27 protein-coding genes and 1 pseudogene are annotated in these 21561 nt (G+C 66.1%); 4 read left to right on the forward strand and 24 right to left on the reverse strand.

Going from position 1 to position 21561, the window contains the following annotated elements; all coding sequences use genetic code 11:
- Window positions 1-139: 139 nt before the first annotated feature.
- The 19 genes and pseudogenes from SPHINGO391_RS13570 to SPHINGO391_RS13655 all read right to left on the reverse strand — a co-directional run bounded on the left by SPHINGO391_RS13570 (window position 140) and on the right by SPHINGO391_RS13655 (window position 15535).
- A complete protein-coding gene (locus SPHINGO391_RS13570) occupies window positions 140-1522 on the reverse strand; it encodes a HAMP domain-containing sensor histidine kinase (RefSeq protein WP_152009324.1) in 1383 nt (460 codons plus the stop codon).
- Window positions 1519-2205 (reverse strand): response regulator transcription factor, encoded by a 687-nt coding sequence (locus SPHINGO391_RS13575; RefSeq protein ID WP_152009325.1) that lies wholly within the window; start codon window positions 2203-2205, stop codon window positions 1519-1521. The genes SPHINGO391_RS13570 and SPHINGO391_RS13575 overlap by 4 nt, the downstream gene beginning before the upstream one ends.
- 159 nt (window positions 2206-2364) lie before the next feature.
- Window positions 2365-2652 carry a hypothetical protein gene (locus SPHINGO391_RS13580; protein ID WP_152009326.1) on the reverse strand — a complete coding sequence of 96 codons (288 nt, stop codon included), beginning with the start codon at window positions 2650-2652 and terminating at the stop codon, window positions 2365-2367.
- Window positions 2653-2754: 102 nt separating this feature from the next.
- Window positions 2755-2961 (reverse strand): hypothetical protein, encoded by a 207-nt coding sequence (locus SPHINGO391_RS13585; RefSeq protein WP_152009327.1) that lies wholly within the window; start codon window positions 2959-2961, stop codon window positions 2755-2757.
- 67 nt (window positions 2962-3028) lie between these two features.
- Window positions 3029-6877, reverse strand: a complete 3849-nt coding sequence (locus SPHINGO391_RS13590) for a glycoside hydrolase TIM-barrel-like domain-containing protein (protein ID WP_152009328.1) — start codon at window positions 6875-6877, stop codon at window positions 3029-3031.
- 16 nt (window positions 6878-6893) lie between these two features.
- A complete protein-coding gene (locus SPHINGO391_RS13595; RefSeq protein ID WP_152009329.1) occupies window positions 6894-7337 on the reverse strand; it encodes an NlpC/P60 family protein in 444 nt (147 codons plus the stop codon).
- On the reverse strand, window positions 7334-8224 hold the full coding sequence (locus tag SPHINGO391_RS13600; RefSeq protein WP_152009330.1) for a DUF2163 domain-containing protein: 891 nt from the start codon (window positions 8222-8224) through the stop codon (window positions 7334-7336). Before SPHINGO391_RS13600 ends, SPHINGO391_RS13595 begins: the two co-directional genes overlap by 4 nt.
- The gene (locus tag SPHINGO391_RS13605; RefSeq protein WP_152009331.1) at window positions 8221-8862 is read right to left on the reverse strand and encodes a DUF2460 domain-containing protein; all 642 of its coding nucleotides are present in this window, start codon (window positions 8860-8862) and stop codon (window positions 8221-8223) included. The genes SPHINGO391_RS13600 and SPHINGO391_RS13605 overlap by 4 nt, the downstream gene beginning before the upstream one ends.
- Before the next feature lie 9 nt (window positions 8863-8871).
- Window positions 8872-9456 carry a phage tail tape measure protein gene (locus tag SPHINGO391_RS13610; RefSeq protein WP_152009332.1) on the reverse strand — a complete coding sequence of 195 codons (585 nt, stop codon included), beginning with the start codon at window positions 9454-9456 and terminating at the stop codon, window positions 8872-8874.
- The gene (locus SPHINGO391_RS13615; protein ID WP_152011559.1) at window positions 9446-9685 is read right to left on the reverse strand and encodes a rcc01693 family protein; all 240 of its coding nucleotides are present in this window, start codon (window positions 9683-9685) and stop codon (window positions 9446-9448) included. The genes SPHINGO391_RS13610 and SPHINGO391_RS13615 overlap by 11 nt, the downstream gene beginning before the upstream one ends.
- Before the next feature lie 2 nt (window positions 9686-9687).
- Window positions 9688-10101: a gene transfer agent family protein gene (locus SPHINGO391_RS13620; protein ID WP_152009333.1), complete on the reverse strand. Its 414-nt coding sequence runs from the start codon at window positions 10099-10101 to the stop codon at window positions 9688-9690.
- A 7-nt stretch (window positions 10102-10108) separates the two neighbouring features.
- Window positions 10109-10516 carry a phage major tail protein, TP901-1 family gene (locus tag SPHINGO391_RS13625; RefSeq protein ID WP_152009334.1) on the reverse strand — a complete coding sequence of 136 codons (408 nt, stop codon included), beginning with the start codon at window positions 10514-10516 and terminating at the stop codon, window positions 10109-10111.
- 49 nt (window positions 10517-10565) lie between these two features.
- Window positions 10566-10964 (reverse strand): DUF3168 domain-containing protein, encoded by a 399-nt coding sequence (locus SPHINGO391_RS13630; protein WP_152009335.1) that lies wholly within the window; start codon window positions 10962-10964, stop codon window positions 10566-10568.
- The gene (locus SPHINGO391_RS13635) at window positions 10961-11296 is read right to left on the reverse strand and encodes a phage head closure protein (protein WP_152009336.1); all 336 of its coding nucleotides are present in this window, start codon (window positions 11294-11296) and stop codon (window positions 10961-10963) included. Before SPHINGO391_RS13635 ends, SPHINGO391_RS13630 begins: the two co-directional genes overlap by 4 nt.
- A complete protein-coding gene (locus SPHINGO391_RS13640) occupies window positions 11296-11862 on the reverse strand; it encodes a head-tail connector protein (protein ID WP_152009337.1) in 567 nt (188 codons plus the stop codon). The genes SPHINGO391_RS13635 and SPHINGO391_RS13640 overlap by 1 nt, the downstream gene beginning before the upstream one ends.
- Window positions 11863-11951: 89 nt before the next feature.
- Window positions 11952-13193: a phage major capsid protein gene (locus SPHINGO391_RS25260; protein ID WP_244615423.1), complete on the reverse strand. Its 1242-nt coding sequence runs from the start codon at window positions 13191-13193 to the stop codon at window positions 11952-11954.
- A 249-nt stretch (window positions 13194-13442) separates the two neighbouring features.
- Window positions 13443-13916: pseudogene (locus tag SPHINGO391_RS25265) on the reverse strand (HK97 family phage prohead protease); the annotation flags it as partial.
- A gap of 46 nt (window positions 13917-13962) precedes the next feature.
- Window positions 13963-14283: a DUF6107 family protein gene (locus SPHINGO391_RS13650; protein ID WP_193217287.1), complete on the reverse strand. Its 321-nt coding sequence runs from the start codon at window positions 14281-14283 to the stop codon at window positions 13963-13965.
- Window positions 14284-14356: 73 nt separating this feature from the next.
- Window positions 14357-15535 (reverse strand): phage portal protein, encoded by a 1179-nt coding sequence (locus tag SPHINGO391_RS13655; protein WP_152009340.1) that lies wholly within the window; start codon window positions 15533-15535, stop codon window positions 14357-14359.
- 44 nt (window positions 15536-15579) lie between these two features.
- Between SPHINGO391_RS13655 and SPHINGO391_RS13660 the strand changes: the two genes are divergently transcribed.
- On the forward strand, window positions 15580-16014 hold the full coding sequence (locus tag SPHINGO391_RS13660; protein WP_152009341.1) for a hypothetical protein: 435 nt from the start codon (window positions 15580-15582) through the stop codon (window positions 16012-16014).
- A gap of 7 nt (window positions 16015-16021) precedes the next feature.
- Here SPHINGO391_RS13660 and SPHINGO391_RS13665 read toward each other — a convergent pair whose 3' ends face one another.
- Together SPHINGO391_RS13665 and SPHINGO391_RS13670 are read right to left on the reverse strand one after the other, a co-directional pair.
- Complete coding sequence (locus SPHINGO391_RS13665; protein WP_152011560.1) at window positions 16022-17251, reverse strand: terminase family protein; 1230 nt, start codon at window positions 17249-17251, stop codon at window positions 16022-16024.
- Between the two features lie 350 nt (window positions 17252-17601).
- Window positions 17602-18273 carry a hypothetical protein gene (locus tag SPHINGO391_RS13670; protein WP_152009342.1) on the reverse strand — a complete coding sequence of 224 codons (672 nt, stop codon included), beginning with the start codon at window positions 18271-18273 and terminating at the stop codon, window positions 17602-17604.
- Window positions 18274-18595: 322 nt separating this feature from the next.
- Between SPHINGO391_RS13670 and SPHINGO391_RS13675 the strand changes: the two genes are divergently transcribed.
- The 3 genes from SPHINGO391_RS13675 to SPHINGO391_RS13685 all read left to right on the forward strand — a co-directional run bounded on the left by SPHINGO391_RS13675 (window position 18596) and on the right by SPHINGO391_RS13685 (window position 20096).
- Window positions 18596-19399 carry a DUF3800 domain-containing protein gene (locus SPHINGO391_RS13675; protein ID WP_193217288.1) on the forward strand — a complete coding sequence of 268 codons (804 nt, stop codon included), beginning with the start codon at window positions 18596-18598 and terminating at the stop codon, window positions 19397-19399.
- A 162-nt stretch (window positions 19400-19561) separates the two neighbouring features.
- A complete protein-coding gene (locus SPHINGO391_RS13680; protein WP_193217289.1) occupies window positions 19562-19816 on the forward strand; it encodes a type II toxin-antitoxin system ParD family antitoxin in 255 nt (84 codons plus the stop codon).
- On the forward strand, window positions 19809-20096 hold the full coding sequence (locus SPHINGO391_RS13685; protein WP_152009345.1) for a type II toxin-antitoxin system RelE/ParE family toxin: 288 nt from the start codon (window positions 19809-19811) through the stop codon (window positions 20094-20096). Before SPHINGO391_RS13680 ends, SPHINGO391_RS13685 begins: the two co-directional genes overlap by 8 nt.
- An 18-nt stretch (window positions 20097-20114) precedes the next feature.
- Here SPHINGO391_RS13685 and SPHINGO391_RS13690 read toward each other — a convergent pair whose 3' ends face one another.
- The 3 genes from SPHINGO391_RS13690 to SPHINGO391_RS13700 all read right to left on the reverse strand — a co-directional run bounded on the left by SPHINGO391_RS13690 (window position 20115) and on the right by SPHINGO391_RS13700 (window position 21505).
- Complete coding sequence (locus tag SPHINGO391_RS13690; RefSeq protein WP_152009346.1) at window positions 20115-20510, reverse strand: hypothetical protein; 396 nt, start codon at window positions 20508-20510, stop codon at window positions 20115-20117.
- Between the two features lie 288 nt (window positions 20511-20798).
- Entirely contained in the window at window positions 20799-20960 is a 162-nt protein-coding gene (locus SPHINGO391_RS13695; protein ID WP_152009347.1) for a DUF1328 family protein, read from the reverse strand.
- A 92-nt stretch (window positions 20961-21052) separates the two neighbouring features.
- Window positions 21053-21505 carry a YcgN family cysteine cluster protein gene (locus SPHINGO391_RS13700; protein ID WP_152009348.1) on the reverse strand — a complete coding sequence of 151 codons (453 nt, stop codon included), beginning with the start codon at window positions 21503-21505 and terminating at the stop codon, window positions 21053-21055.
- Window positions 21506-21561 lie beyond the last annotated feature (56 nt).

The raw sequence follows: 21561 nt of genomic DNA on the forward strand, positions 1-21561 counted from the left end.
TGAATTGCGGACAAGCCCCGCAAACCGGGACCTCCGCCTCTTCAGGTTCATGCCTTGTTCCTGTGGCGGCATTGTGGCGCACCACCGCACCTCCCATCGAGACTACCCGAGCAGGCGCCTGGTAACCAACCACGTCGGTTCAAGCCTCCGTGATCAGCGCCGGCAGGGTCAATCGTGCCGAAAGGCCGCCGCTTTCGCCGCGCGCCAGCGTGAAACCGCCTTTGTACTCCGACGCGATCTCGCCAACGATCGACAGACCGAGACCGGTTCCGGGCTTGGATTCGTCGAGACGGCGACCGCGTTTCATCGCCTCGCGCATGCCTTCATCATCGAGGCCTGGGCCATCATCGTCGATGTCGATGCGGACCATCTGCCTCTCGCCCTCGACGGCGGGCGCCGGGCGCAATCTGACCACGACCTTGTTGCGCGCGAACTTGGCGGCATTCTCCACCAGGTTGCCGAGCGCCTCCTCCAGATCCTGGCTTTCCATGGCGAGCACCGCGTCGCGCGGTTCGATATCTGCGGCAAAGTCCAGATCCCGGTTCAGCTTGGCCATCACCCGCACCAGCCGCTCGATGACGGGCGCGGCTTCGGTGCGCGCCAGAACGCTGCCGCGCTGGGCGGCGATGCGGGCCCGGTCGAGATAGGTCTGCACCTGGGCCTGCATGGTTTCAGCCTGGGTGCGCACAAGGCTCGCATGCGCCGGCGTCATGTCACGGGATTCGTTGATCAGCACGGCAATGGGCGTTTTCAGCGAATGGGCCAGGTTGCCGACCTGCATGCGGGCCCGCTCGATGACCCGGTGGTTGGCCTCGATCAGCGCGTTGATCTCACCCGCCAGTGGGGCGATCTCGCGCGGAAAACTGCCGTCGAGCTGCTGCGCCTCGCCGGCGCGGATGCGGCCGAGCGCCTGCCGGGCATGATCGAGCGGCCGGAGACCATAAAGAATGGCGATGGCGTTGACGATCAGGCTGCCAATCCCGAACAGCGCCAGCGCCAGGTAGAGATTGGCCGAGAAATCGGCGATTTCGGCTTCCAGCACCGCGCGGTTGCCGCCGACGCGGAACCGTGCGGCATGGCCCTGGTTGTCGAGTTCGACTTCAGTCTCGATGACTTCCAGGTGGTTGCCAAAGCCATCATCGGCCGCGTAGCTGCGCTGATAACGATCACCGAAGGGCAAGATCTCAAGTGATGGGGACGGTATCGCCTCTTCGCCGATGGAAATCGAAGCCAACCGCGGGCCATCCAGGCCACCAAGCGGCTCAACCAGCCAGATCCAGCCGCTGCCGGGCTGGTCGAACACAAGGTCGCCCAGTTGCGGATTGCCAGCCAGGCGCCCCTGCTCGTTGATTGTCACTGCATTGATGACGCTGTTGAGATGGGCACGGAGCAGGTCGGCAAAGGCGCGTTCGCTGCCGGTCCGATAGAGTTGGGAAATGACAATGGCGATCGCCACCAGGGCGATCACGGCCCATACGGATGCAAACAGCAGGACGCGGGCGGTAAGCGAACCGCGCTTCATCCGGACTTGCCGCTGCTGTCGCCTTCGGGCGCAACCATCCGGTAGCCGAGACCGCGCACGGTCTCGATCAGCTCGACGCCGATCTTCTTGCGCAGCCGGCCGACGAAAACCTCGATGGTGTTGGAATCGCGGTCGAAATCCTGATCATACATGTGTTCGACCAGTTCGGTGCGCGACACCACCTCTCCCATGTGGTGCATCAGATAGGAGAGAAGCCGGTACTCGTGGCTGGTCAGTTTCAGCGTTGTACCATCCACGCTGGCCTTGGACGCCTTGGTGTCGAGCCGGACCGGACCGCAGGTAATCTCGGAAGAGGCATGGCCGGAGGCGCGGCGGATCAAGGCGCGGATGCGTGCGAGCACCTCCTCGACGTGAAACGGCTTGGTGACATAGTCATCTGCGCCGGCGTCGATACCGGCGACCTTGTCGCTCCAGCGATCGCGCGCGGTCAGGATCAGCACCGGCATGGCGCGGCCGTCAGCGCGCCATTTCTCAAGCACGGTGACGCCGTCCATTTCTGGCAAGCCGATATCGAGGATCACCGCGTCATAGGGCTCCGTGTCACCGAGGAAATGGCCTTCCTCGCCATCATGGGCACGGTCGACCACGTAGCCCTGCTCCAGCAGCGCCTCGGCCAGCTGGCGATTGAGATCCTTGTCATCCTCGACGATCAAGATGCGCACTTGAACTGCTCCCGCTTTGTGTCTTCGCGCGGTCGGCTCAATACCGCCTGTACGCGCCCTCTTACCATGCACCGACTCGCGCGATCCGCACAGGCCGGCGTGAAAAGGCCAGGCATTTCAGGACCTGCCGAGCCCCGCCCCGATTGCACTGCCGTTTTCCTACTGCGGAACCGTGACGGTGACTTTCTTCGGGCGGTCATTACCGCTGCCGGGTACCAGTACCGTGATCACGCAGACCGCCTGACCGCCTTCCGTCTGGGCGGAAGCAGAGAGCAATTGTCCGCCGGTCTGGCCGACAACCTGATTGGCTGCGCCCGAGCAGTCGGATGCGGTGCGGACGATGGCGGTGCCATCAGGCGCCCGCAGATCCTGCGACACGGTGGCGACCGGCGCCATGGTTGCGGCCTGGGCGGCGACTAAGCCGATACTGAGGAAATTCATGATCATGATCAGCCCTGGAGCGGTTCGTATTTCATCTTGGAGCCAGTGATACAAGATCCTGCCTGAACCGCAAATGAATGGAAACCGGCACCGGTCGCCAAGCGGCGTTCAACCGATCCGGTTTTTGGCCTTGATCCGCCCGAAGATGGCTATCATGCCGCCAATCGCGGCACCGAGCGAAGTCAGAAGCCCGGTCAGCGCCTCGCGATCCGTCTCGCCGAGATCAAGTCCCGTCAGGCCAAGCACGGCCGAACCTATCGTGACGATGGCGCCCCACAGGGTTTTCGATTGCCACCAAGGTTTGATGTCGGTCATCGCAGATGTCCTTTCAAGGTTTTCGGGCTGGATTTTCAGTCTGGTTTGGAGATGCCGTCTGAGGAGATCAGAGACTGCATGCTGCCGTTCGGTTGATCCCCCAGGGGACGCGCCTTCCGGCCTGTGCGACGCGAAAGGTCAGCTGCGCCTGCGGTGCGCCGAAATCCGTGAGTTCATCGGCCGCCGGATAGAGCCACTCCGATGTGGTCATTTCCACCGTCCGGATAACCTTGACGCCATCGAGGATGTCGATGCGGTAGCGCTCGAAGCCCTCGTCATTGGCAATCTCGGCGGGGGTCCAGCTGTCAGCCGAAAGCCTGCCGCGGCGGATCCAGGACAGCCTGATGCCTTCCGCCCGCCTCTCGGCGCGAAGATGTACCGGCGACAGCGGCGTGAGCGCCCGTTCCCCGCCGGCGAACATCGTCGGCGACGGTCCGCCGGCCAGTCCGCCGCTTGCTTCCGCGATCCAGTTGAAGGCGCGTCCGGCCTCGTCCAGGGACAGACCGAGCGATCTGACCGAGCCGTCGAGAACGATGAAGGCCGAACCGGAGGCTGCGCCGGCGCGCATGGCGTCGTCGGTTCCGGCCTGTCCGCGCAACAGGCTTTCAAGCCGCCAGCGTCCCGGTGCGATCTCCTCGGCGATCTCGAACTGGATGATCTCCCAGCTCCCGGCTTCCGAGCGGACCGCCACCGCGTTGGCGCCGTTGAGCACCGCCAGACGGCTGGCGCTCGAAAGGCCGCCAAAACCCAGATCGGCCAGGATCGCGTTGCCACAGTCAAACCGTCCTTCGATTGACCCCGGCGGCAAGGCCTCGGCCAGCGCGCCGATGCGGGCCGGCGCATCCAGCGTCACCCGCGCCGCATAGCCTTCGGTTTCAACGGAACTCGACAGAACCATCTGCCGCCAGGGGATCGCCAGTGCCCCTGCCCTTGCCCATCCGGTTTCGTCGTTCCCCGACAGCACCGGCAAGTCGAGCAGAACGACTTCCGGTGCGAATGGCGCATTGGCATCGTTGCCCGTTTCGCCGCCGTAGTCCTCGTTCGACCGCGGCGCAGCGGCCCCAACATGAGCCACGGCCTCGATGCGGCGGATCTCGCCATCCTCGATGCGGGTGATGCGGAAGCGGCTCGGCGGGGCGTTCTCCATCGCGAACCGGACGGTGTCGCCAGGCTCAATTCCGGCGGCCTGTGGCGGCAGCGCAAAGCGCAGCTGGCGGCGCTGCAAGCGGTGATCCTGCAGCCAGCGATCGGCGGTGACGCGGGCCAGTCCCGCCTCCATCGCAACGCTCAGGGGCAGATCATGCTGGCGCGCGGCCTCGCCCTCGAGCCGGCGCGATCGGGCCGAGGCCGGGGCGTAATCGCTCATCGGATCGGCCGACAGCAGAACGGCCTCGTTGGCGAACTCGCTGCGTTCGCCACGGATTTCCTCGAACAGCGGCCCCTCGGCGGGCTCCGCCACCGCATCGATTTCCAGCGGCGCCGCGCCACGGGTGAGCCGCGAGGTGAACTCCAGCCCACCGGCCCCTTCCCGGACATCGATGGCGAAGGCCTCGACCAGCGGCGCCAGCACCGCGCGCACCGAGGCCGGGCTCGAGATCACATGCCCGGTCACCATGCCGTCGACACGGTCCACGTTGAAACCGGTCATTCCGGCTTCCGTCAGGATGGCCGCGATCAGGTCCTTCAGCGCAACGGTCCCCAGCCTGCCATTGAGCCAGTGGCCGGTACGCCAGTTCGGGCCGTCGGACCAGACCCGCGCGGACAGCGGAAACGCCGGAAACGGCCGCGCGTCCCAGGTCCACAGATGAATACGGTCGGTGGCGACCATGCCATCTGCATTCGCCGCCCCCGACCAGTGGGCAAGATGCGCCTCGAGAAACGCCCGCTGCGCCAGGTCATCGCGCCCGCCCGACGAGTACCAGGGGATCGCGCCTTCCGACGATTTCGGGTCGGGAAACAGGTTGGGCTGGTTCGCGCCCCTGTCGACCGCCGGGCATCCCAGCTCGGTGAACCAGAACGGCTTCGAGCCGGGGACCCAGGGGCTGGGGCTTGCCGCCTCGGCTCCCCCGACACGGTCGAAATGCTGGTTCTGCCACCAGCCGCGCAGATCCTTGACCCGGTAAACCCAGTGCTTGCCCGCAAGACCGTCGGTGATCGCAAGCCGCTCCCGCGCATCCCGCCCCGCCTTGCCGGCATAGTACCAGTCATAGCCTTCACCGCCGACGATGCCGGCTCGCATGGCTGCCTGATCATTGGCAAAATTCGCATCATCGGGATTGCCGGCCGACAGATCCGCGTCGCGCCAGTCGCTCAGCGGCATGTAGTTGTCGATGCCGATGGCGCCGATGGCCGGATGTGCCCAGAGCGGATCGAGATTGAAATGAACGTCGCCGGAACCGTCATCGGGCCGGTAGCCGGCATATTCGGTCCAGTCGGCGGCATAGGTCACCGTCGTCGCCCCGCCCAGCGTCGCCTTGCTGTCGGCGGCCAACTGGATCAGCTGATCAACAAAGGGAAACGCCCCGGCATCATCCCTGAGCCGGGTCAGGCCGATCATCTCCGAGCCGATGACAAAGCCGTCGACGCCGCCGGCCGCAATGGCCAGTGCGGCGTGATGCAGGATGAAGCGCCGGTAGCCCTCGTCGCCACCGGTCCAGGCAACGCTGTCACCCGAGACGACGACATCGGAGACAAGCGTTCCGCCGCACAGCGCAACGATTTCGGCTCGCATCGTGGCCGTGCCGTCCGGCGTTCCCGGTAATCCCGGCGCGACACTCACCGTCATCCGCCCGCGCCAGGGGTAGACCGGCTGCCCGGTTCCGCCGCCGGGATCTGGCAGGCCATTGCCGGCCGGTATGTCCATCAGCACGAAGGGATAGAGCACCACCTTGAGCCCGCGCGCTTTGAGATCGCGGATCGCCTCGACGAGCGCGGCATCGTCAGGCGTGCCGCCATAGGCGGGGCCGCCATTGCTGGTGGAAACCAGGTGCGCGGTTGTCCGGTCGAGCCCGCCCACCTTCCAGGGCCGCGTCTCCCCGTTGCGCGCGACGACCTCGACGCCGGGGCGGAAGCGGCAATGGCTGGCGCGCAGATCGTCGCCGAACCAGGCCGACACCAGCGCGACCGACTTGAGATTTGGGCACAGCGCCTGCAATTCATCGATCGATTGCGTCCAGTCGGTCGCGGCCTGGCGCATGTTGCGGTTGAGCGTTCGCGCGGCGCCGACCCCGGTGGTCTCACGCACTTGCGTCGTCGCATAGCCATGCTCGGTCGAACCAGGGATCAGTGCCACCGCCTCGATTGCCGGTTCCAGCCCGCCCACCGGCCGGATCACCTCGAACTGCAGCGCCGGAATCCGGTTGCCGAAATCGTCAAGCGGCAAGCGCTCGAACACAACATACGCAAGCCCGCGCCAGGCCGGCGCCCGTCCGGCACCCTGCTTGGCTTCGATCAGCGGATCGGGCAATTGGCTGGCTGTCCCACGATAGATCCGCATGTCGAGGCTCTCGAGATCGAGCTCGCGTCCGTCGGCCCAGACCCGCCGGATGAAGGCGATCGGGCCCTCGCACAGCCCAAGCGCGAAATTGGCGTGATAGTGATAGCGCTCGACCTTCGGTCCGCCGCCCTTGCCGCCCTGGCGTTCCTGCGTCACGGTTTCCTCGAACCGGGTCGCCCAGATCAATGCGCCGGCGATGCGCATCGAGCCATGCACGCGCAGGATCGGCGAGCCTTCATCGGCGGAGGGAATGCGCGCGCCGCTCAGGCCCCGTCCGGCAATGGTCCGGGTGGAGTTGATCAGCGCGGTGTCGAGCATGCCGCCGACGGTGGCGCCGATGGCCGAGCCGATCGCCGTGCCGACCGGTCCGAAGACACCGCCGAGCGAAGCGCCGGCCACCTGCAGAAGGATTGTCGCCATGGGATGAACTCGCTTTTCAGCTGGCCTGGGGAATACGGTGAACGGCGGCAATCCGCCGGCGCCAGGAGGGAACCAGCGCGCTTTCGATCACGCCCACCGGCTCATAGGCGTGGATGAAATGATCCGGACTCGAGAGAATGCCCGCATGCTTGGCGGAGACGCCGTCGCGCCAGCGGAACAGCACGATGTCACCGGCCATCACCTCCGATAGCCCAACAGGATCGCCGCAATGCAGCCGTGCCGCCAACAGAAGCCGCTCGGCTCCGGCCCGCTCGGCCCAGTCGGGCGCATAGGCTCCGGGGTCTTGCGTCACGCTGCCTGTGATCTCGGCCCAGACCCCGCGCACCAGCCCGAGGCAATCGCAGCCGACGCCCTTGCGCGATCCCTGATGCCGATAGGGCGTGCCGATCCAGCCGCGCGCTGCCGCGACGATGCGCTCGCCGTGAGGATCCGCGCTCATGGCACGATCGGCCTTCCGTCGTGGACGGTATCGGCATCGGCGTAGCCATAGGCAAAGTCGCCTCCGGGCAGATAGGGAAAGCCCTGAAAATTGAATCCGTTACCGAACTTGGCTGAACAGGTCTCAAAAGACTTGTCGCAGCCCGCGGTGACCGACACCTGATCCCCAGGCGCGGGCAGCCGCGCCAACGGCGACCACAGCCCCAACCGCGCTCCGCCGGGCTCAATCGCATGGCTGGAAATGTCGGCGGACAGGCCGGCAAGCAGGCCGGTCACGAAACGGATACGGCCCTGGTCGAACCAGCCCGCGGGCCGACCGTCGAGACCGCTCACGATCAACGTCATCCCGTCGCTGACCGCGACGACAGTCCCGCTCAGCGTGAACGGACCCGCAGAGATGTCCTTACCGCAGCGTGCGTCGCCCAGGTCGGCGTCACAGCGGCGTCCGTAGAGCCGCCCATGCGGCTGGTCGAGCGAGGCAGCCAGGCTGCGCAGTTCGACCGTGAACGCCTGTCCGGCGGTGCGGACCTCGCCCAGCTCCCGCGTCGACAGCAGCACGTGGTCGCCCGGACTCTGCCAGTTGACCAGAAAGGTCTCTACGCGGGCGCCGTCATAACGCCCGAGCGCCAGATCGTCGGCGCTGATCGACGCATCGGAAAAGGCGCCGGCCACAGTGGCGGCGTCGGCTTCCAGTCCCAGCCCGCTTTCCACCTCGCTGGCGCGAAATCCGGTGGCAGCGGAAAACACCGTACCGGCGAATTCGAGATCATGATCGTGCTCAGTGAAGCCCAGCACCAGGCCATCGGTCCGTGTCAGCCGCCAGGCATGGCAGGTGGTGGTCGAGGTCTGTTCAAGATGCGTTGCAAGCGCTTCGGGAATATTCCTCATGGCCTGATCTCCACCAGCGGCACGCTCGGCACCGAGCCCGCCTTGAAGGCCGCGAGGCTGATCTCGATGCGGTCGGTGTCAAAGCGCACCGGAATGTCGAAGTCGTAGCCCGCGGTCACGATCGCGCCGAGCGCAGGAACCGATCCGGGCGCAATCGTGACAAGGCCGGTGATGTGATCGACCGCGTATTCGCCCGGTTCCAGCGCCAGGCCACCGACAGCCAGCACGACGCTGCCCTCGGCGGGCTTTTCAATCCTTCGCGTGGTGGCGCCGCCGGCATCGGCATAGGTCTTCGTCAGTTCGAACAGGACCTTCACCCCGTCTCCCACCCCGATCTGCTGGTCGATGGCGGTGACCGCCTGCCCCGGCGGCGCCGAGGCATGGTCGACCGGATCGCGGAAGCGAAAGCCGTAGAGCTGGCCGCGCCGAGCTTCGAAGAACGCGGTGAGTTGATAGAGGTCATCGAGCCCGCGCAAACTGGTTCCGGCGTCATAGCGCCGCCGTGCATCGGCCCAGCGGGCGTTGCGGGTTTCGCCGCCGTTGGACAGCGCGACAATGTCGGTGCGCCGTCCCGGCCCTCCGCTGGCGCCGAGCGAAAGCCGGAGCGGAAACCGCACCTCGTGAAAACCATTGCTCATGTCTGCCTCCTACAGGCCGCGCCGGCCACGGCCGACGGCACGGGCCAGCATGGCGGTGACCTGGGCCTCGGACTTGGAAAAACTCTGCGCATCCGGCGTGGTTACATTGAAGGTCACCTGCACCGGTTGCGTGCCTGTGCCCGCCGCCACCCCCAGACGTCCGTCCGGCCCGCGGGCGAGCGGCAGGATCGCTTCCGCGCCCGCCTCGCCCATCAGCCCGACATCGCCACCCGGCATCGGAAAATAGGACGGTCCGCCGACCACGCCGCCATCGGCAAAGGCGTGCATCCGGCCAGGCACCCCGCCCCTGGCAAATGGCAGGAGGCGGCCGAGACTGCCGGTCAGACCGGCGATCGAATTGCTCATCAGCTGGTTGAGCGGGCGCGTTCCGGCATCCACCGTAATGCCGACCATGCGGGTTCCGAGCGTTCTGAGCACGTCGTCAAGGCCGCGGCCGTCGACGGTGGCAGATTTCAAGGCCCCGGAAAGCGCCCCGCCAAAGGCGTCGGCCTTGCGCGTCAGCTCATCGAGCGCCCGGTCGGCGCCATTGAGATCGAGTTCGACGGAGACGTTGAGGTTCGGCTCATCGGTCATCGGCAAGGTCCTTTCGCATGTGTTGGGCGGGCTCCGCTCGGCTGTCCGGGTAGAGCGCCATCAGCGCCTGCAGCGAGGTCCGGGTGGTCGTTTCAGGCCGGGCGTCCGCGCCGGCGAGCGCGTTGAGTTCTGTAAGGCTGAGCCGCCAGAAGGCATCAGGGGGAAGCCGCAGGTGGCCGAGGCCGAAACGGAGCACGGACGCCCAGGGGAAAAACGTCCGGTCCGGCATCGTCACCTCGGCGCCACCTGCGGCCCGGGAGGGTTTTCGGGCCTGTCCGGAGCCCGGCCCTCCCGATTGGGTGTTGATTGTGAAAGCCGGTCGGTCTCGGCGCCGCCGAAGCTCAGCCAGAGCAGTTCGGTGGCAATCCGGGCAAAGCCCGCAGCCCCGCCCTCGGTCGACATCTCGGCCACGTCCTCGTCGCTCAGCCGGTTGCCCGCGCCGCGCAGCCCGGCGCCGACGATGCGGATGATGTCGCCGGCAGAGAGTTTCCCGGCTTCGAAGCGCTCGGCCAGCTCGACGAGATCGTCGACGCCGAAGGCGCTTTCGAGTTCGGCCAGCGCGCCCAGCGTCAGGCACAGCAGCCGGATCTCGCCATCGAATTGCGCCGCGATCTCGCCGCGGCGGCGGTTGGGATGAACGCTCATCGCCACCTCACACAGCAGCGAAGACAAGCGCGCCGGCGGATTCGAGCGCGATCTCGAAGGTCATCTCGCCATCGTGCCGGCCGGCATATTCGAGCGCCATGATCTGGAACGGCCCGGTGACGGTGCCGAAATCCGGGATCGCCACCTGCCAGTCGCGGATCTCGCCGGCGAAGAACACGGATCTAGCGAGCGCATCGCTGGCCTGGTCCTTGAACAGGCCTCCGCCCGACAGTGAAGCCCGCTGCATCCCGGCGCCGCCCAAAAGCTCGCGCCAGCGCCCCGCTGATTCCGCGTCGGTGATGTCGACGGCCTCGGCATTGAAGGCCAGCCTCCTTGCGCGCAGGCCGGCGATGGTGACGTAACTCCCGCCATCATCGATCTTGATGAGCAGGTCCTTGCCTTTCTGGGCGGTCATGGATGTGTCCTTTCAAAATCTGGGTCTTCGCTTTCGGAGCAGGCGGCGATCACGGCTCGGTCACCGCGCGGAACCTGAGCCGCGCCACATGCAGCCCGGTCTTGGGCGCGCGACGACTGACAGTGCGTTCGTGGCGGAGGTTGATCAGCACCGCGCCGGCGAGCGTCAGATCGGCGTCATGCAGGGCGGCGCGAACCGCATCGGCCAGTCCGACCGCCTCTCTGCGGCCGTTCTGTTTGCTCCACGCCTCGATTTCGAAGCGGTGTTCGCTGGCATCGGATTCACCAGTCGAGAAATCGCTGCTGGTGATCTCGCCCAGCACCAGGTAGGGCGGCTCGGCGCGGGTGATCAGCCGGTCAAAAATCCGGCCTGCGCCGGTGATCGCGAGAACGGCCGGGCTGTTGGCCAAACGCTCGACCACTGCCTGTTGCAGTTGATTGACGCTCATGGCCGGTTCTCCTCGCAGTCGCAGACCAGGTAGCGGCGGCTTTCGTCGGGATCGCGCACGGCGCGGATCAAGAGCTCGCGGCCGCGGTGGACGAAGCGCATGGTGTGGCGGACATCGTCGCGATAGCGGATGGTGACCCGGTGGGTGATGGGCGCGGTGCCCGCGCTCGCCTCTTCTCGGGGCGCAGCGCGCAGCGGTTCGATCCGAGCCCACACGCTCGCCACCGGCGTCCAGCCCCCGGTCACGCCGCCCTGCCCGTCAGACAGATCGGCCGGCGTTTCCAGATCCAGCCGGGCGCTCAATCGTCCCGGATCGATGAACATCGCGGCCATCACAGCGACCTCCGCAGCCAGGGCGCGATCAGCCGGTCATAGCCCGCGGGGATCGCGGCAGGCTGCATGTCCGGCGTCACCGCGCCGCGGAATTCATAGAGATAAGCGGCATGAATCAGAACCGCCCGCTTGAGTTCTGGCGGCAGCTCCGCGCCCGAACCGAAGCCCGCGGTGAACTCGATCTCGATGCCGTTGATCGGCTGGCCGGCAGGCGGTCGTTGCCGCACCATGAGCCGCGCCGGGTGCGCGGTGCCGTCAAGCACGAGCCCCGACAGATCGAGGGTCTGTTCCACGCCGTCGGCGTCGTAAACCAGAATCGCATCAATGGTTTGAACCGGCGTCTTGAGCAAATGAATCACCTCGCCGCGGGGCCAGTCATCGAGAGCCAAGCGAAAGCCCTGGGTGATCAGCGCCACGCCCGTGACCGCTTCGAGATGGGCGCGGGCGACCCGGATCAGGCCCTCGAGCAGGGTGTCTTCATCGCCCGCATCGATGCGCAGATGCGCCTTCAACTCGGCAAGCGTCACCGGCTCCGCCAGCGGCGGATCGGTTGAAATCAGGGTCATGGCAGTCTCCGGGGTGTGCGTGGTTTGGGGGTCCGAGTCCCTCCCCCGGAAGCCGGGAGAGGGGTTGCTCGCAAGGAGCGAAGGCTCCGTCAGGCGGCGAATTTCAGAAGCTTGATCGCCTCGAAATTCTGCACCCCGCCGCCAACGCGCTTGGTGGTGTAGAACAGTACGTAGGGCTTGGCAGAATAGGGATCGCGCAGAATGCGCACGCCCGTCCGGTCGACCACCAGATAGCCGCGGCGGAAGTCGCCAAAGGCCAGCGCCAGCGCGTTGGCCGCCACGTCGGGCATGTCCTCGGCCTCGATCACGGGGAAGCCCATCAGCGAGGCGGCCTGGCCGGCGCCCGCCGGCGGCATCCAGAGATAGTTGCCGTCGGCATCCTTGAACTTGCGGATCTGGGCCTGCGTCTTGCGGTTCATGACGAAGCGCCCGTTCTGCCGGTGTCCGGCCTTGAGCGCATAGACCAGCTCGACCAGGCTGTCGGACGGGTCCGTGCCGAACGCGCCCGCCGCCCCGGTGGCGACGAAGCCGAGATTGCCCCAGCTCCAGCTGGCATCGGCAACGCTCGGATAATCGAGGAAGCCGCGCGGCTTGTTGACGCCGTCACCAGTGACAAATGCCGCGCCCTCCTGCTCGGCAAACGCCGCCTCGACTTCGCTGGCGATCCAGCCCTCGATGTCGACCGCGCTGTCCTCGATCAGCGAGGCGGTGGCGGCCGGCATGGCGTAGAGCTCCATGGTCGGGAACTGCAGCTCGGCGAGCTGCGGCGTGTTCGTCTGCGGCCGGGCGTCGGTCTCGCCGACCCAACCAGTAGCCATGCCGTTCAGGGCGAACGGCTTCTTCAGCACAGCGCCCGAGACCTGCCGCACCGTGGCGATCGAGCGGATCGGCGAGAGTTCGGAAAGCCTGCGGCCGATCTCGGTGTCGAGTTCGTCCGGCACCAGGTAGCCGCCATCGGCATCGCTGCCCGCCGACATCGCCTTGAGTTCGGTCTGGCGCAGCGCCGCCTCGTCGCCACGGCGGACATAGGCGTCGAAGGCCTGGCGCACGGCGCTGGGCTGGGCCGCGCCGCGTCCGAGATCGGGCCGCGCGCGCTTGACCGCGAGCGCATCGAGCGCGCGTTTCTGCTCGTCGAGCGCCGTGTCGATGCGGGCCATCTTTTCCTCGGTGATCACATCGGCGCCGCCGCGGCGCTCGATCTCGCTCAGCCGCTCGTCGTTGGATTGCCTGTAATGCTCGAAGGCGGACATGAAGTCCTCGAAGGCGGCGGAGACGTCGGCGTCGATGCTCTTGGTTTCGGGCGCGCGGGGCGCCCTGGTCTGGAAGGTCATTGGTCGTCCTTTCAACAGGGTGTTGTCGGTGGAAGGGGTGGAACGGCCGAGCGTCGCGGTTAGCCTGCGCAACTGCCGTTCCAGGCGTTTGAGATCCTCCGGGCCAGCGTCCTGCCTGTCCGAAAGCGCGCCGAAGCCGCGGGCGATCAGCCCGCGCGCCTGGCGCCGTGTCAGCCCCGCATCCCGCGTGAGCCGGCGTTCGAGTTCGCGCACTGTCGGCGGCGCGGTCAGCCCGGATGCGGCCTTGACCGCGGTCACCCGCGCGCCCGGCTGCATCGGAAACGTCACCACCGAGATCTCCCAGAGATCGGCGCTCAATATCCTTCGCACCCCGGCCTTGGCCTCGTTGCGGGCGCGAAGGGTCTGGAAGCCGATCGACAGCCCGTCGAGCGCGCCGGATTTCATCAGCTCGTGCACCTCGCGGGCGCGGGCCACGCCAAGTGACAGCTTGCCCTCGACATGCAGGCCGCGCGCGTCCTCGCGGATCGACAGCCAGCGGCCGATCGGCTGGTCCGGGTCGTGCTGGTAGAGCATGCGCACGTCGCCCGCTCCCCGGCGCTTCAGCGAGGCGGCGAAGGCGCCGGGCTCGATCACGTCGCGGCCGAGATCGACCGCGCCGAACAGGCTGGCATAGCCCGAGAAACTGCCGTCGCCGCTCACATCTTCCAGGGCCAGATCGACGCGCTTTCGCTGCCGTCCGGATGCGCTCCAGTCAGGTGTCATGGTGATGTCCTTGTTGGTGTCGAAATGGGGTCGATGCGGGCCCGGCTCAGGCTCGGGGTCCGCGCCCGGTCCGGTCGGCGATGCGGGCGAGCGCGCCCAGCACCCACCAGGCGGTCATGCTCGCCGCCGCCGATCCGGTGAGCAGAGTTTCGGTGGGCGAAAGCATTTCCGTCACACCCAGCCAGTGTGCCAGGGCGACGCCCGTCGGCGCGCCGAAGACGAGGCCGGAGACGATGCCGGCGATGGCGCGGGCCACCGCCTCGCGCGTTCCCCTCGGCATCATGTAGGCGAGCGAGACCAGCGCGCCGGCAAGGGCGCCGGCAATCCGTGCCGCCAGCATCGCGGGGTCCGGATCAATATTAGGCATCGCTTCACCTCCGCCCCTGACGATCAATTCTTGTTCACAAACTGATTCATCTGGCTGCCGGATTGAGTCCGGTTCAGCCCGCAACATTTTGATATCCCACGGCTTCCCGCTTTTCCTCGTCGGTGAGGAAATCTGCGGCGCCGAGCCGGGCCCAGAGCCCGTCACGCTCGGCGGCAAGCCCCGGCAGGCGGTCGGCGTCGTAATCGATCTTCAGCCCCGCGCCATGAACCGGCTGCAGCCAGGCGGTCAGCGCCAGCGCGGTCCGGCCGACCAGCGGCAGCACGGTCAATCGGCAGAAGGCGCGGTTGGCCTCCTGGTAATTGGCGTAGGTCAGGTCGCCGGGGATGCCCAGGAGCATCGGCGGCACGCCGAGCGCGAGCGCGATGTCGCGCGCGGCCCCGTTCCTCGCCTCAATGAAATCCATGTCGCGCGGCGTCAGCCCCATCGCCTTCCAGTCGAGCCCGCCCTCGAGCAGCATCGGCCGCCCGGCCCGTCGCGCGCCCTGGTAGCCGTCCTCGAGTTCGGCCTTCAGCCTCTCGTATTGCTCCGGTGTCAGGTTGCCGCCGTCCCTGGGCTGATAGACCAGCGCGCCTGACGGCCGGGCGGAATTGTCCAGAAGCGCCTTGTTCCAGCTCATCGCCGAATTGTGCAGATCGAGCGCCATCAGAGCTGCCTCGAGCGGAGCAAATCCCAGATGATCATCAAGCGGATGAAACAGCTTGAGGTGCAACAGGCCCGGCCCCTCCTCGGGGTTGGCGGCAAACCTCTGCCGCCTGCCGCCCGATTGATGCTCATAGGCCACGGGCCAGCCGTCGGCGCCCGCGATCACCCGCATCCGGTCCGGCCTCAAGAGCTGCAGCCCGGCGATGCGTCCAGCGGCGCTGACCGGGTTGATCCAGGCATTGCCCGAGAGCAGCAGATGGCCGTACAGCGTCTCGAAAAATCCGTCTCCCGTGCCATTCGGGTCGGGCCGCTGAAGCAGGTCCAGCACCGGATGGCGCTCCTGTTCGCGGCCGGCGTCAAACACCAGCCAGGGCACCGAGGCTGCCGCTTCGGCAATCATCCGTGTTGCCCGGTGCGCCACCGGGTTGCGCATGAAGCCTTCGCGGGCAATCGCGCCATAGCTGCGCCCGCTCCACTGCGCGGCCTGTTCGCCCGACAGCGCCGCCATCGCACCCGGCAGCCAGCTCTTGGCTGCAGGCGGGCGGACCTGTTCCGTCCGGGTCCAGGGAAGCCGAAATCCGAATGCCATGATGTTGCCCTTTCAAAATCCAGTGGTTAAACCCTGACGCATACTTGCCGGTGCGCAGCGCCAGAAAATGCGCATCCCTGCCCACAAGGAGTGGCCGTTTGCTGTTTCAATGGTTGGTCGTCGCCAGCATTGCCGGGCTGGTTGTGACGTCCGTGCTTCATTCGATCGGCGGCGAAATCTATCTGTTGCGGCCGCTGTTCAAACATCGTGGCAACCGGGTGCTCGACCACCAGCTGGCCCGCATGGTCTTGCGGTTCGCCTGGCACGTCACATCAGTTACTTGGATCGTTCTGGCCGTCATTCTGTACGCGCTGGCCTTTGACGAGCCGCATCTGCAAACGATGATCCTGGGCAGTGTCGGCCTGAGTTTTACCGCGGTCGGCATTTTCGATCTCGTGGTCAGCCGCGGTCGCCACATCGGCTGGCCGCCCTTGCTGCTGACCGGCCTGTTCGCCCTCGCCGCTTTGTTTTACGGCTGACCGCTTCTCACAAATGCCGCACCTGCGGCTCGCCTCTCCGGCGCAGCATCAGTTCGGTCAGCGCCCAGACCAACGCATCGAGCCGGTCGGGCGAGCGGCCGGAGGAGAGCCCGTCGGGGCCGAAATCGCACATCTGGTCTTCCAATGCCGCGAAGTGGCCAGCGTGCGCCACCCGGCCCTGCTCGTAAAGTGCCGCCACCGGTTCGGCGCGCAGCCACTTGCCGCGTGTCGCCCGCACGGTGCGCACCGGCAGCGTCGGGTCGACGGTTCTGACCACACTCGTCACCATGTCGCCGCCCTGGTTGATTTCGGCCACCACGCAATCGGCGTCGAAGCGGCGGTAGAGCCGGCTCACCGCGCCCGCCCAGTGCGATGGGCTTGCGCCCTCGACCGAGCCGTCGGCCAGCACCACCGCGCGACCATCAGCATCAAGGCCAACGGCAACGATGCCGCAGCAGGAGTGTTTCGACTCGCCCGAGGTCGGCGGATCGACGGCGACGACGATGCGATGGAGCGGCCCGTGGCTGCGCACCACCAGCGCCTCGATCTGCTCGCGCCGCCACAGCCCGTCCTCGCGGTCGGCGATCAGCTCGCCGTCGAGTTCCTGCCGCCCCAGCCGCGTGCCGCCATAGCGCGCCCGGATGGTCTCGAGAAACCCCGCCGCCAGGTTGGCCGCATTGTCCTCGGTGCGGATCCGCGTCACCCGGGTGGCCTGGTCCTTGACCAGCGCCAGCATCAAGGGCGTCGCCCGCGGCGTGGTGGTGATCAGCTGGCGCGGGTGCTGCCCAAGCCTCAGCGCAAATTGCAGCATGTCCCAGGTCTCGCGCGCATGGCGCCACTTGCCGAGTTCGTCGCACCAGGCAAGATCGAATTGCGGCCCGCGCAGGCTTTCGGGATCTTCGGACGAAAACATCTGCGCCACCGCGCCCGAGGGCCAGACCAGCCGGCGCCGCGTCGCCTCGAAGCTCGGCCGCTCGGCCCGCGCAATCCCCATGATCCCAGAAATGCCGTCGATCATCACCTCTCGGGCATCGCCAAATGTTTCGGCCACCAGCGCGATGCGGCCGTCCCGCCCGAGCCCCGGCAGATCGCCCGAGGCGAGCGCGTGCACCCATTCGGCCCCGGCGCGGGTCTTGCCTGAGCCGCGCCCGCCCATCATCAGCCAGGTGCGCCAGTCGCCTTGAGGCGGCAATTGTTCGGGCCGCGCCGTCAGGGACCAGTCATGGGCGTGCGCCATCAGCGTCCGGTCGTCGAACCGGGCGATGTGGGCTGTGACCAGGTCCTCGGCGAAAAGATCCCCGGCGAAAGGGTCCCCGGCGCTGGGCGTTGCCGCCTCCGGGTCCCCGGCATCCCGGATATCGCCGGGAAGGTCCGGCTCCGTGAGGGCCGGTGGCCTGCGCCACACCGGCGGCAATTGCCGGCCGAGGGCCACGAGGTTGCGGATCGGCACCGGCGCGCCGGGCACCGGATTGTCCCAGACGCTCGCCGCCAGCCCTGCCGCAAACCAAGCGGGCAATGCGCTGGCCAAATGGGGTGCCAAAGGGGTGGCCAAGGGCGCGGTCATCGGGGCGGTCCGCACGGCGATGCTCATGGCCGCGCCTGGCCTGCCTGATTGGCCTCATGGGCCTCATGGGCCTCATCCGGCCCGCCTGCCCGCTCGACCGCCAGCCGCTCGGCGGCGGCGAGAATGAGCTGCCGCACCGTCTGCCGCAGCTGCTCGCGTTCCTGCGGCCCGAGCCGCTGACCGGCGGCGCGGGCCTGGTCCTCGGCAATCAGCCGTTCCATCTGGTCAATCTTTTCGAGCGTGCGGGCGATCAGCGCCACCTGGTCGACCGCCGCCTTGCCCTCGAGCCCGTCCTCGCCCAGCCGTGCCGCCTCGCGGTCGAGCACTGCGCGCATCCGGGCAAGCATGGCCCTGGTGCTCTCGGCGGAAGGCTTCGCCGCATGGCCCTCCGGCACAGGCCCGGCATCCGCCGCGCCCGCCGCCGCGGCCCGCGCTCCGATCTCAGAGGTCGCGGCCGTCGCCGAACCTGCAGTCTCGACCGCTGCCGCATCACCGGCGGCGTCGCAAATCCCGTCACCGTTCCCTCGCCCTTCGCCTGGCCCCGCATCGACGGACACCGCCGACTGCTTGATCTCGAACGGTTCGAGCGCCGTGAGCAGATCGATCAGCCGGTCGACCAGCGCCAGCTCGCCTGCCACACAAGCATCCGTCGCGGACAGCCCAAGCCGCCCGGCGGCCGCAAAAGCCTCGGTCATCACACGCCTCGCAAAGATCCGAAATAATCCGGCCGCGCCACCAGGCACCGGCCACCAAAAAAGCGCCCCGGAAAATCCAGAGGCGCCTCGCGCATTCATCCAGGTCTCAACCCGGTGCACCCGCAGGCACCACCGCCCTCACCGCCGCATCGCTATCGGCGCAGTTCTGTGACGATGACATAACCCTACCAGAGGACCGTGACGGGGTCAAGGATTATTTTCCTATTATTGCTTTTCGTGTGCCCAAAGAGGTAAGAATATACTGAAAGTTGTGAACGAACATGCCGCCTTCGGTGGCGGTCCACCGTTGGGAAGTAAGGTTGTGCGTTTTATCTACGTGGACGAAGCTGGCACCTCACAAAACAATCCGCATACTGTCGTAGCTGGGGCCGTGGTTCATGGGGATGACCAATTGATCCCACTTGAGGAGCACCTAGACGGCTTGGTAGAGAAACATATCCCTAAGGAAGATCGCGAAGGGTTTGTGTTTCACATGACCGATCTTTGGCACGGTTCTCGCTATTTCGACCGTCGCAAATGGGCGCGAGAGAAACGACTGGAGATCATCAAGGATATTGCCTCGATCCCGCGCCATTTTGAAATGCCAATCCTGTTTGGGATGGCGGTGCGGGCGGAGTCAGTGAAACGATATCCCCAACTAAACGGCAACCCGGCAACCACTTCGCTGTTCTGTCATTCAATCGCGTTTATGGGGTGCACCTTTGTCGCGGAACACTTGATGCGCGAAGTGCACCCGAACGAGGTGGCGCAGTTGATTGCCGAAAACCACGACGACGCCAAAAGGTACATCCAAGACGCACACGCTATCTTTCGGAACCCAGTAGAGATCAAACGGCGTGGGATTGATGATCGCTATCTCCCGCTAGAGCGTATTCGAAACAATGTTCTGTTTTCAGAAAAAGCCGAATGCAAACCCCTGCAATTGGCAGATGCATGTGCATTCATAATCCGCATGCATCTACGCGGCGACGAACCGATGATTGATCCATACTATCAGCAAATCAAACCATGGCTTAGTGTCATTCCGAAGGGCGAAGAACCTTATGCCGCGCCTATTGGCCCTGCCTATCCCTACGGTCCCATGGTGGAACACTATGGCAAATAATCGCGTCTATCGCCGGATAAAATTGAAGCAGCACTTCCAAGCGAACACCAGCTAACTAGGAATTCCGTCCAGGGCAGACTGGTGAGTGCAGACTCATAATTTCTAACAATTCTTGTTACTTCCTGTTAGCTCTGGTATCCTGCCCGCATGAAACACGAGCCGATGAAGACCCTCACCATTTCGCTTTCCGCGCAGCAGATCGCGCGGCTGCACGAGGCTGTCGCGTCGGGGGCCTATGCGTCCAACAGCGAGGTGCTGCGCGATGCGCTGCGGCTGTGGGAGCAGCATCAGGAATTGCGCGCGCTCGAACTCAACCGGCTGAAGCGCGCCTATGACGAGGGTATGGCCAGCGGCGAAGGCCGCGCGGTGGATGCCGGTGCGTTGCTGGCGGACCTGAAAGCCGAGCGCCGTGGCTGAGGCGCGGCTCAGCCCCCGGGCCGAGCAAGACATCCGCGACATCTGGCGCAACATTGCCACCGACAATGAACCGGCGGCCGACGCCCTGCTGCGGCGCATGCTGGAAAAGGCCGATCTCGCCGCAACACAGCCGCACATGGGCGTGGCCCGCCCGGAATTGAGCCCCACGGCGCGTATCCTGGTCGAAGGCAATTACATTCTGATCTACGAGCCCATGCCCTACGGGATCCTTGTCGTTGCCATTGTCTATGGCGGGCGCGATCCCGAGAGTTGGCTTTAGCAGCGGCCCTACCCCCCTCTAATGCCGCAAATCCCCCGCAATCCGCATCGCCTCGTCGATCTCGTCGCGCAGCAGGGCGAGGTCGCCCTTGGCGAGGCCGAGTGTCAGCTGGCCGCCGCCTTCGAGTTCCAGCGCCAGCGCCAGTTCGCCCTCGGCGTTCATGGCAAGCCCCATGGCGGTGGTCTTGAGCACCTGGAAATTCGGCCACTCCTCCTCGGGCAGCGTCGACATCACCTGGCCCAGCAGGCTGGTCAGCGCGGTGATCGTCGCCGGCACGACCCGGGCATCGAGCTCGATGCCGATGTTTTCGCCGCCCGCCGCACCATAGGTCAGCGCAAGCGACTGGTTCTGCGGGCGCGCCTCTCCGGAGAGAAGGGTCTCGAGTTTCGGCGGCGTGTCGGGTGTGTCTGCCACGGTGCATGTCTCCTGCGTTCGGGTCCTGCAGCGCCGCGCATCCATTTGGATGCGCAAAGGACGCTGTAGCACTTTGAAATAATGCATGTTCGCTATCGCTCAATTGAATCCGATTGAGCGCGACATGCATCAGCCTGGCACCCTAAAGTGGGGATGACCGGCGTCTTCGCAAGCGCCTGAGATCTACACCCCCGGCAAACCCCCGGCCACCGCACGAAAAAACCGCCGGAGAAATCTCTCCGGCGGCTCGAGGTGTGCTTCAGCTTGGGGGATGAAGGACGTTTAGCGCTAGGCGATGGCGACAATGCCGAGAACGGCAAGCAGGAAAAGAATCAGCACGACGGCGATCAGAAGCTTGGCGCCGGTCAGCGCTGCGCCCGAAAGGCGGCCAAAACCAAGCAGACCGGCGACGGCTGCGACAATAAGCAAAATAAGGATCCACTGGATCATCGGATAGTCCCTCCGTTTGGAATACGGGGACTAAACGCCGCTTGTGCAGTCTTGGTTCCACCTTCGTGGCGAAAAAACGGCGCGCGCGCCGCTCAGGGCTCCTCGCCCGGCCAGTCGACCAGGTAGTCCTCGAAATCCTCGACCTCGATGCCGGCCTCGCTCACCGTGCGGCCGCGCACCGAGACGCCGGCCTCGTGCACGGTTTCGGGATCGCCCGAGACCAGCGGATGCCACCAGTAGAGATCGGCGCCCTCGGCCACCAGCCGGTAGCCGCAGGTCGGCGGCAGCCAGGTGATGGTCTCGACCTGCTCAGGCGTCAGTCCGATGCAGTCGGGCACCGTCGCCTGGCGGTTGTCATAGTCCTTGCAGCGGCAGGAATGGCCGTCGAGAAGCCGGCAGGCGATGTTGGTCCAGGCGATTTCGCCGGTGTCCCAGTCCTCAAGCTTGTTGAGGCAGCAGCGGCCGCAGCCGTCGCACAGGCTTTCCCATTCGGCCCTGGTCATCTGGGAAAGCGTCTTGGCTTTCCAGAAGGGCTTGGCGTTCATGAGCGGCTTCCCTTTTATCATCTGCTTGGCGCGCACGCATGCGCGGACGGCTTGTC

It is taken from the genome of Hoeflea sp. EC-HK425 (genome assembly GCF_902498795.1).
Lineage (GTDB): Bacteria > Pseudomonadota > Alphaproteobacteria > Rhizobiales > Rhizobiaceae > Hoeflea > Hoeflea alexandrii.

Excerpts from the sequence above, each read along its gene's own strand:
- SPHINGO391_RS13630 (WP_152009335.1), bottom strand. The coding sequence starts at position 10,964 with ATGAGCGTCAATCAACTGCAACAGGCAGTGGTCGAGCGTTTGGCCAAC.
- SPHINGO391_RS13580 (WP_152009326.1), bottom strand. The coding sequence starts at position 2,652 with ATGATCATGAATTTCCTCAGTATCGGCTTAGTCGCCGCCCAGGCCGCA.
- SPHINGO391_RS13615 (WP_152011559.1), bottom strand. The coding sequence starts at position 9,685 with ATGCCGGACCGGACGTTTTTCCCCTGGGCGTCCGTGCTCCGTTTCGGC.
- SPHINGO391_RS13590 (WP_152009328.1), bottom strand. The coding sequence starts at position 6,877 with ATGGCGACAATCCTTCTGCAGGTGGCCGGCGCTTCGCTCGGCGGTGTC.
- SPHINGO391_RS13585 (WP_152009327.1), bottom strand. The coding sequence starts at position 2,961 with ATGACCGACATCAAACCTTGGTGGCAATCGAAAACCCTGTGGGGCGCC.
- SPHINGO391_RS13625 (WP_152009334.1), bottom strand. The coding sequence starts at position 10,516 with ATGACCGCCCAGAAAGGCAAGGACCTGCTCATCAAGATCGATGATGGC.
- SPHINGO391_RS13680 (WP_193217289.1), top strand. The coding sequence starts at position 19,562 with ATGAAGACCCTCACCATTTCGCTTTCCGCGCAGCAGATCGCGCGGCTG.
- SPHINGO391_RS13700 (WP_152009348.1), bottom strand. The coding sequence starts at position 21,505 with ATGAACGCCAAGCCCTTCTGGAAAGCCAAGACGCTTTCCCAGATGACC.
- SPHINGO391_RS13635 (WP_152009336.1), bottom strand. The coding sequence starts at position 11,296 with ATGGCCGCGATGTTCATCGATCCGGGACGATTGAGCGCCCGGCTGGAT.
- SPHINGO391_RS13670 (WP_152009342.1), bottom strand. The coding sequence starts at position 18,273 with ATGACCGAGGCTTTTGCGGCCGCCGGGCGGCTTGGGCTGTCCGCGACG.
- SPHINGO391_RS13665 (WP_152011560.1), bottom strand. The coding sequence starts at position 17,251 with ATGGCGCACGCCCATGACTGGTCCCTGACGGCGCGGCCCGAACAATTG.
- SPHINGO391_RS13595 (WP_152009329.1), bottom strand. The coding sequence starts at position 7,337 with ATGAGCGCGGATCCTCACGGCGAGCGCATCGTCGCGGCAGCGCGCGGC.
- SPHINGO391_RS13570 (WP_152009324.1), bottom strand. The coding sequence starts at position 1,522 with ATGAAGCGCGGTTCGCTTACCGCCCGCGTCCTGCTGTTTGCATCCGTA.
- SPHINGO391_RS13640 (WP_152009337.1), bottom strand. The coding sequence starts at position 11,862 with ATGACCCTGATTTCAACCGATCCGCCGCTGGCGGAGCCGGTGACGCTT.
- SPHINGO391_RS13610 (WP_152009332.1), bottom strand. The coding sequence starts at position 9,456 with ATGACCGATGAGCCGAACCTCAACGTCTCCGTCGAACTCGATCTCAAT.
- SPHINGO391_RS13600 (WP_152009330.1), bottom strand. The coding sequence starts at position 8,224 with ATGAGGAATATTCCCGAAGCGCTTGCAACGCATCTTGAACAGACCTCG.
- SPHINGO391_RS13650 (WP_193217287.1), bottom strand. The coding sequence starts at position 14,283 with ATGCCTAATATTGATCCGGACCCCGCGATGCTGGCGGCACGGATTGCC.
- SPHINGO391_RS13605 (WP_152009331.1), bottom strand. The coding sequence starts at position 8,862 with ATGAGCAATGGTTTTCACGAGGTGCGGTTTCCGCTCCGGCTTTCGCTC.
- SPHINGO391_RS25260 (WP_244615423.1), bottom strand. The coding sequence starts at position 13,193 with ATGACCTTCCAGACCAGGGCGCCCCGCGCGCCCGAAACCAAGAGCATC.
- SPHINGO391_RS13655 (WP_152009340.1), bottom strand. The coding sequence starts at position 15,535 with ATGGCATTCGGATTTCGGCTTCCCTGGACCCGGACGGAACAGGTCCGC.
- SPHINGO391_RS13695 (WP_152009347.1), bottom strand. The coding sequence starts at position 20,960 with ATGATCCAGTGGATCCTTATTTTGCTTATTGTCGCAGCCGTCGCCGGT.
- SPHINGO391_RS13620 (WP_152009333.1), bottom strand. The coding sequence starts at position 10,101 with ATGAGCGTTCATCCCAACCGCCGCCGCGGCGAGATCGCGGCGCAATTC.